Raw genomic sequence first — 17838 nt, 5'->3', positions numbered from 1 at the left:
AATAGGAAGTTTCAACCAGTTCAAAGCCTGACGTTGCGTTTTTGCCGGTATCGCCAATACTGAAAACACGGTTGTTCTTATACCGGCCAAGGATGTGCTGTGATGAAGCTGTTTCACTGTGGCCGATGCGCCAGTCTTCTTTACTTCGAGAATAGTTGCTGCACTTCCTGCGGGGCGAGTGTTGGATTTGCACCTGATGTCATGGAACTGCTGGCGATTGATCCGAAAGGTGATGGCTGCTGGGTAGATGTCGCCAATGGTATTCAGTACCGGCTTTGTGACAATTACCGGAGCCAGGGTGCATGTAACTGGCTCGTACCATTTGCTGACTCACATGGGTTCTGTGTGGCTTGCCGCCTTAATCGCACTATCCCCGACCTCAGTGTCGCCCGGAATCATGATTTGTGGGTGCGGCTGGAGAGGGAGAAACGACGTTTGGTTTATTCGCTGCTACGTCTGGGTCTGCCATGTGAACCCCGGCAGGAGAACCAGAACGGCCTGGCGTTCGATTTTCTTGCGGATCAGCCAGCGCTGTTTGACGAGCGGGCAAAGGTGATAACCGGTCATTCCCACGGCGTTATCACCCTGAATATTGCTGAGGCAGATCCGGTGGAGAGGGAACGAATGCGAAGCCAGATGGCCGAGCCGTATCGCACTGTTCTGGGGCATTTCCGTCACGAGTCCGGTCATTACTACTGGGATCTTCTGGTTCGGCCAGGCCTTTGGCTGGGAACTGTCCGTGACGTATTTGGAGATGATGCGAAAGACTACAGGCAGGCACTCGACCAGCATTACCAGTACGGCCCACCAGCCAACTGGCAAAGCAGTTACATCAGCGCATACGCCAGTAGCCACCCCTGGGAAGACTGGGCCGAGACCTGGGCACACTATCTGCATATGGTGGATACACTGGAGACTGCCTGGCAGTTCGGGGTGCGCGTGAACCCAAGACGAGAGCCAGGAATGAATGGAGGGCCAGAACTCGCGTTTGATCCATACAAGGCTCATGATTTTGATGGACTGATCAGACACTGGCTACCCCTGACTCTTGCGCTTAACAGCCTGAACCGAAGCATGGGGCATGAATATGCCTACCCCTTCGTTCTGGCAGATCCGGTAGTGGAGAAACTGCGGCTGGTACATCGCATAGTAAATGCTGGTTAACCCAGTCCCTGATGAGGCGCATTGGTTTATGCAGTCAATAATGAAAGGACCCAAGATGAAAAAGAACAAACTCATTGACTGGAAAAATTACGATCCAAGCGAGTTCTTTGACGAGCTGATTGCTTCCAAGGGGAAGCCCCGGCCGGCTGCGACTGCCATTACCGATTACCTGGGAAATCTTGGCTCCGATGAAATCCAGACCCGTCAGCAGGCAGCCGAGCTGGCGATACTGGAGATGGGCATCAGCTTCACGATTTACAGTGAGGGGGAAAATATAGACCGGGCCTGGCCCTTCGATATCATCCCCCGGGTAATCTCCCTGCGGGAGTGGAAAACAATTGAGCAGGGGCTTGCTCAGCGCATTACTGCCCTAAACATGTTCATCGATGATATCTACAACGAACAGAAGATCGTCAGGGACAAGGTCATCCCCAAGTATGTATTCGCAAATTCCAAAAACTTCCGCGAGCAGTGCCGGGGTTTTTCACCACCACTGGGGGTTTGGGCTCACATTTGCGGGTCGGACCTGGTTCGGGATAAAGACGGCACCGTGTATGTCCTGGAGGACAACCTGAGGGTGCCCTCGGGTGTTTCCTACATGCTCGAGAACCGGCAGCTGACCAAGCGGGTATTCCCGGAGTTGTTTGATAACACAAATATTCTTCCCGTGGACGACTACACTAACCAGCTATTCGACATGCTGGCATCCATATCTCCCCGGCCTCTGGACAATCCGAAAATTGCAGTGCTGACACCAGGTATCTTCAACTCGGCCTATTTCGAACATTCTTTCCTTGCCCAGCGCATGGGTGCCGAGCTGGTAGAGGGCGCGGATCTGGTGGTTGGCGAAGATGATTGCGTCTACATGCGCACGGTTGAAGGGCTGGAGCGGGTGGACGTTATTTACCGGCGCATTGATGACGACTTTCTGGACCCGGAAGTTTTCCGCCCGGATTCTACCCTGGGTGTGCCCGGCCTGATGCGGGCCTGGCGCAACGGCAAGGTTGCCCTGGCCAATGCTCCCGGCGCCGGCGTTGCTGATGACAAGGTCATTTATGCGTTTGTACCGGACATGATCCGTTATTACCTGAATGAGGAGCCGATCATTCCCAATGTTCCCACCTGGATGTGCGTCAATAAACAGGACCGGGAGTATGTTCTGGAGCACCTTGAGGAACTGGTAGTTAAGCCCGCGAACGAATCTGGCGGATACGGCATGCTGGTGGGGCCGCATTCCACGAAGAAACAGCGCGCGGAATTTGCGGCTCTGATTAAAAAGAACCCGCGCAACTACGTTGCTCAGCCCACTTTGAGCCTGTCCGTCGCGCCAACGCTCTGCGATGAAGGGCTGGCGTCACGTCATCTGGACCTCAGGCCCTTCGTACTGCAGGGCGTAAGGACATATGTGACTTCCGGAGGACTGACCCGGGTGGCGATGCGCAAAGGCTCCCTGGTAGTGAACTCCTCCCAGGGTGGCGGAAGCAAGGACACCTGGATTGTGGATGAGGAGAATTAATGTGCTGTCACGTGTAGCCGAACGACTGTACTGGATGGCCAGGTATCTTGAGCGGGCCGAAAACAATGCCCGGATGATCATGGCCTTTAACGCTCTGGCGATGGACATGCCCAAGGAAACACGCCTGTCCTGGAAGGATCTGGTGGCTGTTACGGGTATGGGAGAGCTGTTTGACCAGCATTACCAGAGGGAAGACGAACGTAACTGCGTGAAGTTTCTGATGGCGGATAACTACAACCCGAGCTCCATCGCATCCTGCATTATGGCTGCCCGGGAGAACGTGCGTACCACCCGCGACCAGGTGCCCACGGATGCCTGGGAAGTTATCAACGAACTTTACCGGTATACCGTGGATAACCTGGAGCAAGGAATCGGAAAACGGGCAAGACATGAGTTCCTGAATGAAATAGTTGGCCGCTGCCAGATGCTCAATGGGCTTCTGGCCGGGTGTATGAGCCATGATGCGGGATACGATTTTATCCGGGTGGGCCGCAATCTGGAGCGGGCCGATATGGGCACGCGTCAGATTGAAGTAGGGGCGTTGCAGTTTCTGGATGGCTGGGATGGAACTGAATCCTATGGAGGTCTTCTGTGGACCAGTGTTCTGCGTAATCAGAGTGCGTTCCAGATGTACCGGCACAACGTCCGGCGCGGGGTCAGTGGGCCTCTGGTCATTCGTTTTCTGCTGCAGAACGAACCGTTCCCACGGTCTGTGCTCCACAGTCTTACTGAGGTTGCCGGCGCACTCAGTCGCCTGCCATTGAACGAGATTCCTGTGCGAACCGCATTACAGGCGGTTCGCCATGTTCGTGAGGGCGATGTCGAAGCGTTAATCCGGAAAGAAGAAGTTATCCTCTTTCTGGAGAAACTGCAGTTGGAGATTGGTGAACTTCACGATGATATTGCGAAGACCTGGTTCCCTGTCTACGAGACAGCCTGAGGTCACCTTTTCCTTTTGACCGCGAGATAGGTTCCATGTCAATCCATGTTGCACTGAGCCATACCACCCACTATCGATACGAGCGCCCCATTGATCTGGGGCCTCAGGTGGTTCGTCTAAGGCCCTGTCCGCACGCTCGGACCCGGATTCTGAGTTACTCCCTGAAAGTTGAACCAAAGGACCACTTCATCAACTGGCAGCAGGACCCGCAGGCCAATTATCTGGCCCGCCTTGTGTTTCCGGAGAAAACGGCGGAATTCCGGATTGTTGTTGATCTTGTGGCTGAAATGGCGGTGATCAATCCGTTTGATTTTTTCCTTGAACCCCGCGCAGAGACCATCCCGTTCACCTATGAAGACTGGCAGACTGCCGAACTGGCACCATACCTTCAGAAACTGCCATCCACTCCCGGGTTCCGGGAGTGGATGGCCTCAATTGACCGCACAGAAGCGCCCAGCGTGGACTTCCTTGTCGGCCTGAATCAACGGCTTTCGGAGCGTGTTGATTATCTGGTCAGGATGGAACCTGGTGTGCAGACTCCGGAAGAGACCCTGAGGAACGGTTCGGGGTCCTGCCGGGATTCGGCGTGGCTTCTGGTTCAGACACTTCGTCATCTTGGCCTGGCTGCGAGGTTTGTGTCCGGCTACCTCATTCAGCTCACCGCGGATCAGAAAGCTCTGGATGGCCCATCGGGGCCCGAAGCCGATTTTACTGACCTGCATGCCTGGTGTGAGGTCTTTTTGCCCGGGGCAGGCTGGGTCGGACTGGACGCTACTTCTGGCCTTTTCGCCGGGGAGGGGCACATTCCACTGGCCTGCAGCCCGGAACCATCTTCTGCCGCTCCGGTAACCGGCATGTCCGAAGAGAGCGGCGTTGAGTTTGATCACCAGATGAGCGTTACCCGCATATGGGAAGCTCCAAGGGTTACCCGGCCTTACACCGACGCCCAATGGGAAGAGATCGTTGGGCTCGGCCATGATGTGGACAGGCGCTTGACGGAGCTGGATGTGCGTCTGGCTCAGGGTGGCGAACCCACTTTTGTGGCAAATCATGACCGTGACGAGCCTGAGTGGAATACTGAGGTGGCGGGACCCACCAAGCGGTTGAAAGCAATTGAACTCTATAAACGCCTGAAAGACCGTTACGGGTCCGGCGGACTCGTCCATTTTGGACAGGGCGGGTGGTATCCGGGGGAGCCCCAGCCCCGATGGTCTTTAAACTGCTTCTGGCGCAAAGATGGAGAGCCTGTCTGGCGGGATGAGCGGTGGCTGGCGGATGAACGAACACCAGGCAAGGCTACGCCAGAGTCTGCACAGGACTTTCTTCAGGGCTTGGCAGGGCATTTGGGTGTGGATGCCGCCAGGCTCGATAACCCGCTGGAACGTCAGAAACTACAACAGATATTCAGCCGGGGACTGGAAAAACCAGTCAGTTATGTACTCCCGTTGCGTGTTACTGAAGACAAGCACGAATGGCAAAGTGGCCCCTGGTTTTTGCGCAACCAGGGTTGTTCCCTTAGTCCGGGAGGCTCTCCCATGGGCCACCGGTTGCCACTTGATAGCCAGCCATGGGTCGAGGAACCTGTGAAAGGTGAGTCAGCTACAGACATTGCCGGGACTGCAGTGTGTGTGGAGCCCAGGGACGGAATTCTTCATGTCTTCATGCCACCCTTGGAAAAGCTTGAATCCTACCTCGAACTGGTCACGGCTATTGAAAAAACGGCATCCGGGCTTCAGCAGCCGGTGTTTCTGGAAGGCTATGAGCCTCCATCTGATCCCCGGCTGAGTCAGTTCCGGATCACACCGGAGCCCGGGGTGATTGAGGTGAATGTCCAACTGGTGAATACGTGGGGTGAACTGGTTGAGCGAACCGAAACACTATATGCCGACGCCTGCGAATGCCGGCTGACCTCCGAGAAGTTCATGATGGATGGTCGCCATACTGGCACCGGCGGTGGCAATCATTTCGTACTTGGTTCCTTTACGGCAGAGGATTCACCTTTTTTACGGCGGCCGGATCTGTTACGCAGCCTGATCAGCTACTGGCATAACCACCCCAGTCTGTCGTACCTGTTTTCGGGTCTCTTTATCGGCCCCAACTCTCCGGCGCCGCGAATTGATGAGGCTCGCAATGATCAGGTATACGAGATGGAGCTGGCCTTCCGCGAGATGGAACGGCTTTGTCCGGTTGGAGGAAAAGTCGCACCATCTCTGGTAGACCGGTTGCTTCGGGATCTGTTGACGGATGTCACCGGGAACCCCCACCGGGCCGAGTTCTGTATCGACAGGCTCTATTCTCCGGATGGCCGTCTTGGGCTATTGGAGTTGCGGGCGTTCGAAATGCCGCCCCACGCGCGGATGAGCCTGACCCAGCAACTGTTATTACGGGCGATGGTGGCCCGCTTCTGGGAGCAGCCTTATACGCCGCCCAGTCTGGTACGTTGGGGAACAGAGCTGCATGACCGGTTTCTGCTGCCGCATTTTGTCTGGCAGGATTTCGAAGATGTAATCGGCGATATGAAGGTGCATGGTTATCCCCTGAAGAGTGAATGGTTTGCGCCCCATTTCGAATTCCGTTTCCCGCGAGTTGGCGATTACGAGGTAGAAGGTATAGTGCTTGAGTTGCGGTCGGCCCTTGAACCCTGGCCGGTGACCGGCGAGCACGGGGCGATTGGCGGGACTGCCCGATATGTGGATTCCTCGCTGGAACGCCTGCAGGTGAAGGTTAGAGGTGCTGCGCCGGATCGCTACCAGATCACCTGCAATGGAGTCCCGTTACCCTTGCAGCCAACGGGGACTGTGGGTGAATTTGTTGCGGGTGTTCGTTACCGGGCGTGGCAGCCGGCACAGTGCATGCACCCGACGATTGGTGTAGACAGTCCACTGACATTTGATGTTGTTGATACCTGGAATGAGCGCAGCCTGGGCGGTTGTGAATACCATGTAACCCATCCTGGTGGTCGCAATTTCGAAACCCTGCCGGTCAATTCATTTGAGGCAGAAGGCCGGCGCATGGCCCGTTTTTTACGTATAGGGCACAGCACAGGGCGGCAGCCTCTGCGCCCTGTGCCAAAACACCGGGAGTTCCCGCATACTCTGGATCTGCGATATCACAACCAGGACAAGGGTCCTCAGGTACGCAGGTAATCTGGTCTCCTGGGTTTGATGCTGGCTCCGGAGCCCCCAATACGGCTATGCTTCTGGCTCAATGATCCAATGGAGTCTGAAAACAGGTGGCGAAGCAGCACACAGTAACGGACATTCTCCGCCAGTACGATCCGGTGCCCGATCGGTTTGATGAGCTTGGTTTCAATGGCTCCGGGCCGAAAGCTCACTGGCGGCCCTTACTGCAGCAGCTTAACCTTGAGTCGGTTGAAGGGCTGAACCTGAGGGCGCAGGCCGTTGCTAATGCCATTGCCGAAGATGGTGTTACCTACAATGTATACGAAGATCCCCGTGGAAACGCCCGGCCCTGGGAGGTAGATCTTCTGCCTCTGGTGCTGGGCGCCGATGAATGGCGATGGCTCTCCGGTGCTGTAATTCAGCGTGCGGAACTATTGGATCGGGTACTTGCAGATCTGTACGGTTCCCAGAGGTTATTGAAAGAGGGGCTTCTGCCACCCTCTCTTGTTTATGGGCAGGCAGGTTTCCAGTGGCCTTGCCAGGGTATCCACCCGGTTGGTGGTCGGTTCCTGCATCTGTACGCCCTGGATCTGGCGAGGGCCCCGGATGGTGGCTGGTGGGTTATGGCAGATCGTACCCAGGCACCATCCGGGGCTGGCTACGCGCTGCAGAACCGGCTGGTGATTTCCCGTGCTTTTCCGGCGCCTTTTCACAATCTGCCTGTGACCAACCTGTCAGATTTTTTCCAGGGATTCCAGAGCAGCCTGGCAAGCATGTCGCCAGCCGGGACGGAATCGCCCTTGTGTGTTCTGTTGACGCCGGGCCGGTTCAACGAGACCTATTTTGAGCATGTCTTCCTGGCACGATATCTTGGATTGCCACTGGTGGAAGGGCAGGATCTGACCGTGCGTGATGATACGGTTTACCTGAAGACCCTTCAGGGCCTTCGGCGGGTGCATGCCATTTACCGCCGGCTCGACGATGGTTTTTGTGATCCGCTGGAGCTCCGTGCGGATTCTGTTCTTGGTGTGCCAGGCCTTCTGGGCGCAGTGCGGGCAGGCAAGGTTCTGATGGCGAATGCGCTTGGCTCAGGGGTGCTGGAGAGTGCTGCGTTGTTTGGCTTTCTGCCCGAAATTTCGAAAAATCTATTGGGATCACCTCTGGCCATGCCGTCGGTGGCGTCGTGGTGGTGTGGAGAAAAGCCGGCCTTCGATTATGTTATCGAGCATCTGGATGAGCTGGTGATCAAGCCGGCTTTCGCAAGCATGCGCATGGAGCCGGTTTTTGGATATCAGGTGAAGGGCGCTGAACGTGATGCCCTGATCCGGAAAATGCACGCGCATCCTCATGCGTTTGTGGGGCAGGAGTTGGTGCATCTGTCCCAGGCCCCGGTCTGGCAGGGTGATCGCGATCACCCTGTGGCGGCACGATCCATCGGCTTACGCCTGTTTGCCGCAGCCACGCCTTCCGGCTGGCAGGTCATGCCGGGGGGATTGACCCGCGTGGCAGTCGATGAAGGCGTTGAAGTCATTTCCATGCAACGGGGAGGGCTTTCCAAAGATACCTGGGTAAAAGCCCGCTTTACCTCCCCGTCAACGTCTCTGATCAAGAAGCGGCTGCAGGTTTCCGATTTGCTCGATGGTGAGCGGGACACACCGTCTCGTGTCGGGGAAAACCTGTTCTGGATGGGGCGGCAGTCTGAGCGGGCAGAGGCCACGGCCCGACTGTTACGGGCGGCGTTTAACCGTCTATCTGGCCACGATCAGGCCAGTGAAGAGGCGCTGCGCGGGTTGCAGCAGGCTGCAGAACAGTTTGGTACGCTCCCGGTGGCAGAGGCAGATGCTGTACCGGATCCCCTTCCTGCCGCGCTGCTCAAAGCCGTCAGCGATCCGAAACTCCCGGGCTCGATAGCCTCCATTCTTCAGGCCTTGCTATCAAGTGCCAGCCAGATCAGGGACCGGTTATCTTCCGACAACTGGCATACCCTTAACCGTGTGGGTAAGCCGCTGACCCCGCCGCCGGCCACTCCGGACCAATCGATCCGGGCGCTGAACCTGGTGCTGCTGGATTGCATATCGCTGGCCGGGTTTGCTATGGATGACATTACCCGCGATGCCAGTTGGGTTTTTCTGGTGATTGGCCGGCGCCTGGAGCGCCTCGCAAATCTGTGTACTTTGATCTGTGTGCCGCTTTTCAGTGAAGGGTTCAGCCGCCACGCCATGCTTGAATGGCTGCTGGCGGTGGCGAATTCGGAAGTCACTTACCGGACCCGGTATCGCCGGGCACCGGAGATTCTGGGTGTTCTCCACACATTGGTGATGGACGCCAGCAATCCCCACTCCGTGATGTTCCAGATTCTGCAGTTGCAGAAGGATCTGCCGGACATGGGGCGAAAAACCGGACAGATGTTCCCGCCGGACCTTGGTGAATGCCTGGGGAGACTGAAGGCGGTGGACATGCATCCGTTTGAAAAAAAGGACACCGACGAAGCCTGTGAAGCTATGGGCAAATTGTTGTGTGAGGTGCGTTCCGAGGTTTACCGTGTCTCTGATGAAATCCAGAGGCAGTGTTTTATTCATACCCGGTTTTCAAACCGGTCCGTGAAACCGTATTGAGGCGGCCGTCATGACATTTGTTCGCTATCACGTGCGTCATGAGACCCTGTACGAGTACGATCAGGTGGTAGGTGAATCCCACCACCTGCTCCGTCTTACTCCACGGACCTTGCCGTGGCAGAGAAACCTTGAACATCACCTGGCCATTGCCCCCGAACCCTCGGCGCGCCGTACCTTTCTGGACAGTTTCGGGAACTGGATCACCGCGATCCATTACACCGCTGACCACGATTATCTGAAGATAACCAGCGAGTTCTGGGTGGAGCTGCGTGATCGCCCGAAACCCTCTGCAGACATTGCGAAAGTGGCCTGGGAGGCTGTTCGTGACAGCCTCAGGTATCGTGCAGACCGGAAATTCTCTCCGGAGCATCTGGAAGCCTCGGCCTTTCGGTTTGTCTCCCCCAACGTTCCCATTGACTCCCGGTATGCCGCCTATGCCCGTGACGCATTTCATCCGGGCAGGGCGCTGGTGGAGGCGGCGGATGCCCTGATGAGGCAGATCCATCGCGACTTCAGCTTCGATCCGTCGGCAACTGAAACATTCACACCCGTGGAAGAGGCGTTTCAGGCGCGCCGTGGCGTGTGTCAGGACTTCTCCCACATCATGATTGCCTGCCTGAGATCCATAGGTCTGGCTGCGCGCTACATGAGTGGATATATACTCACACACCCGCCTGAGGGCAAAGCACGACTGGTTGGCGCTGATGCAACCCATGCCTGGGTGGCGGTTTTCGTTCCGGATTTTGGCTGGCTTGAACTGGATCCTACCAATGCACTCTGGCCAGGACTGGAGCACATTACTTTGGGGTGGGGGCGGGATTTTTCAGACATCACGCCTATGCGAGGGGTATTGCTTGGGGGTGGGGAGCACGAACCTGAGATTGCGGTCACCGTCGTGCCCGAGAAAGATTTCGCTTCGCTTTATGCCAGCGGTGGAACCTATCTGGAAGAGCTGTCCCGATAGCTGCACCGAAGAGCCTTGATCCGGGGCTTAAACGGGTTTCATACGTCCACTTCCTTACGGCAGAGAATGTTGTAGCAAGCTATGCTTAGCGGCTTTCCTGAACCCTGGAATACCCGCGATGTTTGAACTTTTTTTCTCGACCTACATAAGCAGCACCATCCGCTTTCTGTTCCTGTTGGCGCCGTTTTTCGTGGTGACCATGTTCCTGGCCCTGACCAGAGGGATGCCGGCACCCGAGAAGTCCTTCGTTATCCGCCGGGCCTGCATCGCGGCAGCTATCATGGGAATTATCCTGTTTTTTGCAGGCCCGCTATTGTTCAGCGCTATTGGTATTACCCTGAACTCCTTCCGTATAGGTGCAGGTACACTGTTGTTCCTGACCGCCATCAGCCTGGTCACCAGCGGCACCCGCAACCATGCAACGGGCCTTCCCGACGAGGATCGAGACGATATTGCGGTGGTTCCACTGGCCGTTCCGGTAATGATCGGCCCAGCCACCATTGGTGCTATTCTGGTATACGGTGCGGAACTCAAGAGGGCATCGGAAGTTGCCGGTGGTTTGCTGGGTCTGGTGTCCAGCCTGCTGATTCTGGCGGTCTTGTTGCGTTTGTCCGGATACCTGGAAAAGGTGCTGGGTGAAACCGGCCTGAATATTCTTTCCAAGATCAGTGGTCTTATTCTCTCGGCTATGGCTGCGGAAATCGTACTGACCGGCATCACCGGGTTTATTGCCAATATCTGAAACTTGCACAGCAGGAGCCGCAATGTCTGCCGACACTATTGAGCATAACCGACAGCGCTTCGATTTCTCCGGCATCGAATCGATCTGGCTGTTTGGTTATGGCTCGCTGATCTACAAGGTGGACTTCCCGTTTCTGGAGCAACGCCCAGCCTCTATTGAAGGCTGGACGCGCCGCTTCTGGCAGGGGTCTCACGACCACAGGGGAACTCCGGAAGCTCCGGGGAGGGTTGTGACTCTGATTGAACAGCCCGGAGCTGTCTGCAAAGGTATGGCGTTCAAGGTATCGCCCAATGTGTTTGAACATCTGGATGTTCGGGAGAAGAACGGTTATCTGCGCCTGGATACTACCCTGACCTTCGGCGAGGGTGGTCAGGCCAAGGGCCTGGTCTACATTGCTACCGAAGACAACGAAGCCTTCCTTGGTCATGCGCCGGATGCAGATATTGCCCGCCAGATTGCCTCTGCTTCGGGCCCTAGCGGCACCAATGCGGAGTATCTTTTGAGGCTTGCAGAGTCGTTAAGGACACTTGGGGCGGATTGTCCACATACCTTTGCCATTGAATCCCACCTCCGGTGTACCGCGAAAAAAGACATTTCCGGCCACTAGAGTGTCAAGGGGACGTGGTTTTGAGTAAAGATGATGCAAAGCCCGGTCCCAGGTCCTGACATTTTCTCCCGGTTCGATAGTCTGGTTCTGTGGCATCCGGCACAGGGTTTGGATGCGCGATATGCCTCTGAACACAACGGGAGAATCACCATGAAACGATTGTTGATCGGAAGCCTGGTTGGGGTGTTGTTGTTGGCATCTGTTCCGGCGATGGCGCATGAGAAGGGCCGGCATGGGCTGGATGCCAAAAAATACTACAACCAACACCATGGTCAGAAACATACTCATAACGCGCATCGCCACAATAGCGCCAAGCGGGAAAAATGGCGTCACCACCACTCGGGCGCTTACCACATCAAACCAGGAACCATAGTCAGGTTGTCGCCAGAAGCCAGGATCGGGCGGATCATTTATGACACCCATGTGCTCATAGGGTTGTCCCGGCACTGAGTGAGCCAGCCCGGTTCCGAGGCTCATCTTGCTTCGGAACCGGATTGAACCCCCGGGCAGGCGCCTTGCGCCGCTGATTCAGCCCAATCAACACCAATGGCACAACAACCATCATGCTGCCCACAAGGAACCACCAGTCCGGCACTTCGTTAAACCAGATCCAGCCTATAGCCACCGCCCAGATCAGGCCTGTGTATTCCGCACTGGTCACCTGATTTGCATCCACCTGCCGGTAAGCCAGCAGAACCGTGATGTTGTAGACCAGAATAAACACTGCAGATCCGGCCGCGATGTACAGAACCTCCGGCTGCCAGGAGGCGCCCTTTTGCCACTCCCAGGCAGCGAGCAAACCGGAGGCGGGAACCATCAGCAGATAATTGAGAAACAACTTGTGCACTGTGGACTGGTCTTTGGGCAGTTTACGCACCATAACTGCGTTGATTGCCAGGGCCAGGGCAGACCCCAATGCAGCGATAGCGGCCCAGTTGAAGTCCATTGGGCGCAGGATTACGATGATGCCGAAAAAACCGCTGACTACCGCAAACACGCTCAGTGGCGTCAGCGATTCCCTGAAAAAAAGGACGGAAAGCACCATCACCATAATCGGCGCTACATAAAATACCGCGTTAGCCGTTGCCAGTGGCAAATTGCTCAGTGCCACAACCATGCAAAGTAAGCCCACCAGGTGAATGTGTGCCCGTATTGCATGTACCCTGAACCCCGAAAACAGATTGTTCCGGTCGATTTTGCGCGCCAGTGGCAACAGGAATGCCAGAGTGATCAGGCAGCGCAGGAATGCAAACTGAAGAATCGGGGCACCCGGTTCCAGAAGTTTGATAAAGACGTCCGAGACCAAAGCCATAGCGTTGCCAAGCACTAGCAGAAGAATTGCGCTGTTTACGGTTTTGCCTGACATGTCTTCTTTCCTGAAATCTGGCTATGAATAGAACACCCACGCAGGGAGTGGAAGTCGTAGTCTAATTAGTCTTTAATATGTGATAAAATGATGTTTGTTCATTAGGTATTAGAAAAACAGATAATGAAGCTGCCACCCCTAAAAGCTTTACCCGTATTCGAAGCCGTCGGTCGCCTCAACAGCTTTTCTATGGCTGCCCAGGAGCTGTCAGTGAGCCAGAGCGCGGTGAGCCATCAGATCAAACAGCTGGAAACCTATTTGGGTGAACAGCTGTTCTGGCGCAGTGGGCGAACTCTGACACTGACCGATGAAGGCCGGCAGTATCTGGATGCCATCAGTACCTCTTTGCTGCAGATTGAGCGGGCCAGTGAGCAATTGCTGGGGCACGAGGAATCCCGGTTACGGTTGTCGGTGTTCAGCTCATTTGCCGTGCGCTGGCTGGTACCCAGGCTGCCGCACTTGCAGCGATTGCATCCTCAGGTGGAACTGGCGCTGGAAATGAGCAGTGAAAATCCGGTGCTGTCTGACCGGGTAGCGGATTGTTTTATCACCATCCACCGGAATTCATCGGCCTACAGTTACGAGCTTTTGTACGTAGAACGGCTTTTCCCTGTATGCAGCCAGGATTACTGGCAACGGATCCGCCGGGAACTCGGGCGGGAGGCCGATCCAACAGGCGGCAGTGAACCAGCTATAACCATGGACGAGATAGCCCGTTTTCCCCTGTTATCCACTCACAGTATCTACGACATGGCTGCCGGAGACTGGGAAGCCTGGTATCGGGCAGAGGGTGAGGCCATTCCTTCTGGTGCCAGGCTTCAGCATTTCAGCCATATGCTGCTGGCCCTTGAAGCTGCGCGCTTTCATCAAGGTATCGCCCTGACCAACGATTACATGCTGAGCACCAGAAAAGACTCGGAAGAGTTTGTTCGCCTGCCCAGCCATTCGGTAGTAACCGGTGACAAGTTCTACTTTGCCTGGAAAACCAGCCGCAGGCGGGAACGCGGTATTCAGATACTGCGCCGCTGGCTGGTTGATGAGGCGATTATGGGTGGGCTGCGCAGCGATCCATGAGCCACGTGTAACAGGCCCGTGAAATCCTGGAGTGCTTTGGGGGCTGGAGCTTCTGAAAATGCTCGTAGCCATGGATAGCGAAGAGCAAGCGTACAGGGATGTACTCGCAGCGGTTTTCAGAAGCTCCAGCCCCCAAAGCATGTGCACAAGGCCTGATGCACGCCCAGTGCAGGATAGGGGTTATTCCTTGGCCGGCCTTTCAACGACTTTGCGTTTGCCCTTGGCACACCGGGACAGCGCTTTCAGACCTTCTTCGTCAAACGCATCCACCCGAATGACGTCGTACAGGGCTGTCAGTGCTTCTTGTAGCTTGTCGCACTCATCGGCTTTCACAATGCCTTCTGCACAGGCCCAGTCCACCAGTTCCTTGCGCTCATGGCCCATGAGCAAGGCGATACCGTCCAGATCGTCTTCATCACGATTGCGGATGGCATCGTGCAGGCGGCTGCGCATCTCAGACGTTTCGTTAGCCAGCTTGTAGGCATTGAGAACCCGGCCAAGAGGGTCATCCGGATCCATGGTGGTGTAAGCGCCACGGCTGACGCGCTGGCGCAGTGGGGTATCTTTAACAATGCTGGCGGCCACGCGGGTTCCCAGCTTGTCATCCGGCCCGTTCAGGCCGGTGGCACCCAGCGGGAATACCAGTAAACGCAAGGGCCAGCGCAGGGCAGTAACCGGGAAGTTGATGATGGCTTCGCGCATGGAGTGCTGCAGATCTCGCAGGCAGGTTTGCAGGCACCAGTCTACGAGCGGGCGCTGATCATCCGGGTAGCCTTCTTCATGCCATTGCTTGATCACCGCTGTGGCGTAATACAGCTGCACCAGGCAGTCAGCCATCCGGCCAGATAGCCGTTGCCGGGCTTTGAGGCCGCCGCCTACCGAAAGCAGGGTTACATCGGTCATGAGTGCAAACGCCGCTGAGAACCGGGCCAGCTGGCGGTAGGATGACTTGATATCGCCCTGTCTGGGAACCGTTTCAAACAGCCCGCCGGTAAGGCCCAGAACCGTAGCCCGGAGGGCGTTGCGTGTGGTGTGTGCCAGGTGCCGGTAGAATATGCCATCGAATTTTTTGGCAGCCTGATCTTCATCTTCCATACCGGCGGCTGCAATTTCATCAACAATAAAGGGGTGGCAGCGAATGGCTCCCTGGCCGAACACCATCAGACTGCGGGTCAGGATGTTTGCGCCTTCCACGGTAATACCTATGGGCACCGCCTGGTAGGCACGAGCCAGGAAGTTGCGGGGGCCGGTGATGACACCGCGGCCCGCCACCACATCCATGGCGTGGTTGATGACTATCCGCATCAGATCAGTATTGCGGTATTTCAACAGAGCTGAGGGCACCGCAGGCCGGACGCCCCGGTCAAGCATGCCGGAAGTCAGCAGGCGCGCGGCATCCATCATATAGGTGTAGCCGGCAATGGGTTCCAGGGCTTCCTGTACGCCTTCAAACTGGCTGATGGAACGACCAAACTGTTCCCGGGTATAGGCGTAGGAGCCGGTCGCCAGGCTGGCAACCTTACCGGCACCTGTCCCCAGCGCGGGCAGAGAAATGGAGCGGCCGATGGACAGGCATTCCAGCAACATGGTCCAGCCCTTGCCGAGCATGTCCTGTCCGCCGATAACCTGATCCATGGGGATAAAAACGTCATTGCCCCAGGTTGGCCCGTTCATGAATACAGTGTTCATTGGCAGGTGCCGGGCGCCAGCATGGACACCCTCGGTTTCGCGGGGAACCAGAACGCAGGTTACGCCTATGTCGGTATTGTCACCCAGCAGATTTTCCGGGTCGTAAACCTTAATGGCCAGGCCAATAAGCGTGGCGACCGGGGCCAGGGTGATGTAACGCTTGTTCCAGGTTACTTTCAGGCCCAGTACCTCTTTGCCGTTCCATTCGCCCTTGCACACAATGCCTTTGTCCGGAATGGCGCCCGCATCAGAACCTGCAACGGGAGAGGTCAGGGCAAAACAGGGGACTTCCTCGCCGCCGGCGAGCCGGGGCAGGTAATGTTTTTTCTGTTCGTCAGTACCATAGTGCATCAGCAACTCACCCGGACCGAGGGAGTTGGGTACCATCACGGTGACAGCTGCAGAAACGCTGCGGGTAGAAATCTTCATCACGATTTCCGAATGGGCTGTGTTGGAGAAGCCCATGCCGCCATCTTCTTTCGGGATCACCAGCCCAAAGAAGCCGTTCTCACGGATAAACTTCCAGGCTTTGTCCGGCAGGTCGTAGTGTTCGTGGGTTATCTTCCAGTCATCCAGCATGGCGCAGAGTTTTTCTACCGGGCCGTCCAGAAATGCCTGCTCCTCACTGGTCAGGTGAGCAGGCTCCGCATCCAGAAGTTTTGACCACTGCGGCTTGCCGGAAAACAGCTCGCCATCCCAGTCTACTGAGCCGGATTTCAGGGCCTCTTCTTCGGTGGACGATAGCTTGGGAAGACGGTTGCGAACCCAGCCCAGCAGGGGCCGGCTGAATTTGTCGAGACGCAGCTCGCTGGGGGTAACCAGGATCAGGGCCAGTGCCAGAAAAAGGCCACCAAACAGAATGCTGGCAAGGTGCCATTCATCCTGAAACAGGCCCGCCAGAGTGGCGATGGACATCACCAGAGCAGCGGTGGTGCCGCCAACTCCCAGATAGATCAGAATCAGGGCACTGACAAGCAGGAACAGTACACTCATGGGCAGACCTCCGTATCTTGGATGAAATCAGAGAATGTCAGGTTTAACCTTCGGCGAAAGTCCCCGCACATGCAAGGGCAGCGCCTGAGTAGCTGTTTGTCGCTGCACCTGCTCCTCTGGATCAAGCCTTACAGGCTCAGACCAACAATCAGCAGGGCCAGCGTGGCCAGAAGAATGGCTACGTTGGCGCCCAGCAACACGTTGAGAGCGTCTGGCTGGCTGATAGCACCTGGCAGCCTCCGGGAAAGCCAGAGTGCGAAGGGCGCAGTTGCCAGTGACAGTATAGACGGCAATGGCAACCAGCCAGCAAGAATACCCGTTACCACAACAAGGTAGCCTGAAAGAAACATGGCGGATACCAGCCGGGCGGCAGCGGGAGTGCCGAGCGTAATGACCAGATGGCGGCGACCTATCTTGCGATCGGCTTCCGCATCCGGTATCTGATTGATCAGCAGCAGTTCGCTCACCAGTAACAGGCCGATAATGGATACGGTTATGGCTGTAGCATCAAGCCTGGCTCCGAGCGCTACCAGAGTACCGAGAATCATTACTGGCCCGAAGCCTATTCCTGGTGCCAACAGGCACAGCAGGGGAGAGCGGGTAATCCAGCGGGTATAGGTAAGCACCAGCGTGACCCCGGCGGCTCCCAGAACGAGCATCGGCAGGCCTCGCTGCCAGAGAAAATAGAAACCAATAAGGATAACCAGGGCCAGTGTGCCTATGGCGGCAGCCAGCACGCGGGTTGCCGCATCTGGCGTTTCCGGGAGCGCTCCGCTGCCACCGGAAAATGGTGTGCGGGTGGTAATCATATCCAGCCCGGATACGAAATCTTCGTACTCATTGAACAGGTTTACCGCAGCATGGGCCAGAATGGCGCCAACAAAAACCAGAAGCGTGTCCAGCAGTGCTGGTGGGGAGCCTTGTTGCCATGCTACAGCAACCCCTAGCCCGACACACAGAGGTGCAAGAACCAGAAAATTGGGGCGGGAGGCACGAACCACGGCAATGGCTTCAGACATCTGTTATTTCCTCGGAGGTGTTGATCG

At 56.3% G+C, this 17838-nt stretch carries 13 protein-coding genes; 10 read left to right on the top strand and 3 right to left on the bottom strand.

Annotated features, from left to right (window positions below; all coding sequences use genetic code 11):
• Positions 1 to 102 precede the first annotated feature (102 nt).
• From CPA50_RS10630 to CPA50_RS10590, 9 genes are all read left to right on the top strand, one after another.
• Entirely contained in the window at positions 103 to 1164 is a 1062-nt protein-coding gene (locus CPA50_RS10630; protein WP_096782504.1) for a putative zinc-binding metallopeptidase, read from the top strand.
• Positions 1165 to 1219: 55 nt separating this feature from the next.
• Positions 1220 to 2680, top strand: coding sequence for a circularly permuted type 2 ATP-grasp protein (locus CPA50_RS10625; RefSeq protein ID WP_096782503.1), 1461 nt, complete (start codon positions 1220 to 1222; stop codon positions 2678 to 2680).
• Position 2681: 1 nt separating this feature from the next.
• Positions 2682 to 3620 carry an alpha-E domain-containing protein gene (locus tag CPA50_RS10620; protein WP_096782502.1) on the top strand — a complete coding sequence of 313 codons (939 nt, stop codon included), beginning with the start codon at positions 2682 to 2684 and terminating at the stop codon, positions 3618 to 3620.
• Between the two features lie 35 nt (positions 3621 to 3655).
• On the top strand, positions 3656 to 6766 hold the full coding sequence (locus tag CPA50_RS10615; RefSeq protein ID WP_096782501.1) for a DUF2126 domain-containing protein: 3111 nt from the start codon (positions 3656 to 3658) through the stop codon (positions 6764 to 6766).
• An 86-nt stretch (positions 6767 to 6852) separates the two neighbouring features.
• Positions 6853 to 9357, top strand: a complete 2505-nt coding sequence (locus tag CPA50_RS10610) for a circularly permuted type 2 ATP-grasp protein (protein WP_096782500.1) — start codon at positions 6853 to 6855, stop codon at positions 9355 to 9357.
• 10 nt (positions 9358 to 9367) lie between these two features.
• Entirely contained in the window at positions 9368 to 10321 is a 954-nt protein-coding gene (locus CPA50_RS10605; protein ID WP_096782499.1) for a transglutaminase family protein, read from the top strand.
• A 118-nt stretch (positions 10322 to 10439) separates the two neighbouring features.
• Positions 10440 to 11063: a MarC family protein gene (locus tag CPA50_RS10600; protein WP_096782498.1), complete on the top strand. Its 624-nt coding sequence runs from the start codon at positions 10440 to 10442 to the stop codon at positions 11061 to 11063.
• A 22-nt stretch (positions 11064 to 11085) separates the two neighbouring features.
• On the top strand, positions 11086 to 11670 hold the full coding sequence (locus CPA50_RS10595; RefSeq protein WP_096782497.1) for a gamma-glutamylcyclotransferase: 585 nt from the start codon (positions 11086 to 11088) through the stop codon (positions 11668 to 11670).
• 150 nt (positions 11671 to 11820) lie between these two features.
• Positions 11821 to 12120, top strand: coding sequence for a hypothetical protein (locus CPA50_RS10590; RefSeq protein WP_143750740.1), 300 nt, complete (start codon positions 11821 to 11823; stop codon positions 12118 to 12120).
• Here the strand turns inward: CPA50_RS10590 and CPA50_RS10585 are convergent.
• Positions 12098 to 13036, bottom strand: a complete 939-nt coding sequence (locus CPA50_RS10585) for a DMT family transporter (RefSeq protein WP_096782495.1) — start codon at positions 13034 to 13036, stop codon at positions 12098 to 12100. The two genes, CPA50_RS10590 and CPA50_RS10585, sit on opposite strands and share 23 nt — an antisense overlap.
• Positions 13037 to 13159: 123 nt before the next feature.
• On the opposite strand from CPA50_RS10585, the gene CPA50_RS10580 reads away from it, so the two are divergent.
• Positions 13160 to 14110, top strand: a complete 951-nt coding sequence (locus tag CPA50_RS10580) for a LysR family transcriptional regulator (RefSeq protein WP_096782494.1) — start codon at positions 13160 to 13162, stop codon at positions 14108 to 14110.
• A gap of 180 nt (positions 14111 to 14290) precedes the next feature.
• On the opposite strand, the gene CPA50_RS10575 is transcribed toward CPA50_RS10580, so the two are convergent.
• Together CPA50_RS10575 and CPA50_RS10570 are read right to left on the bottom strand one after the other, a co-directional pair.
• On the bottom strand, positions 14291 to 16792 hold the full coding sequence (locus tag CPA50_RS10575) for an acyl-CoA dehydrogenase (RefSeq protein WP_096782493.1): 2502 nt from the start codon (positions 16790 to 16792) through the stop codon (positions 14291 to 14293).
• A 128-nt stretch (positions 16793 to 16920) separates the two neighbouring features.
• The gene (locus CPA50_RS10570) at positions 16921 to 17811 is read right to left on the bottom strand and encodes a prenyltransferase (RefSeq protein WP_096782492.1); all 891 of its coding nucleotides are present in this window, start codon (positions 17809 to 17811) and stop codon (positions 16921 to 16923) included.
• Between the last annotated feature and the right edge of the window lie 27 nt (positions 17812 to 17838).

Origin of the sequence: Marinobacter sp. ANT_B65, from assembly GCF_002407605.1 — a bacterium.
Taxonomy (GTDB): Bacteria; Pseudomonadota; Gammaproteobacteria; order Pseudomonadales; family Oleiphilaceae; genus Marinobacter.
The sequence above is the reverse complement of the archived record's forward strand: the minus strand, read 5'-3'. Positions and strand labels throughout refer to the sequence as shown.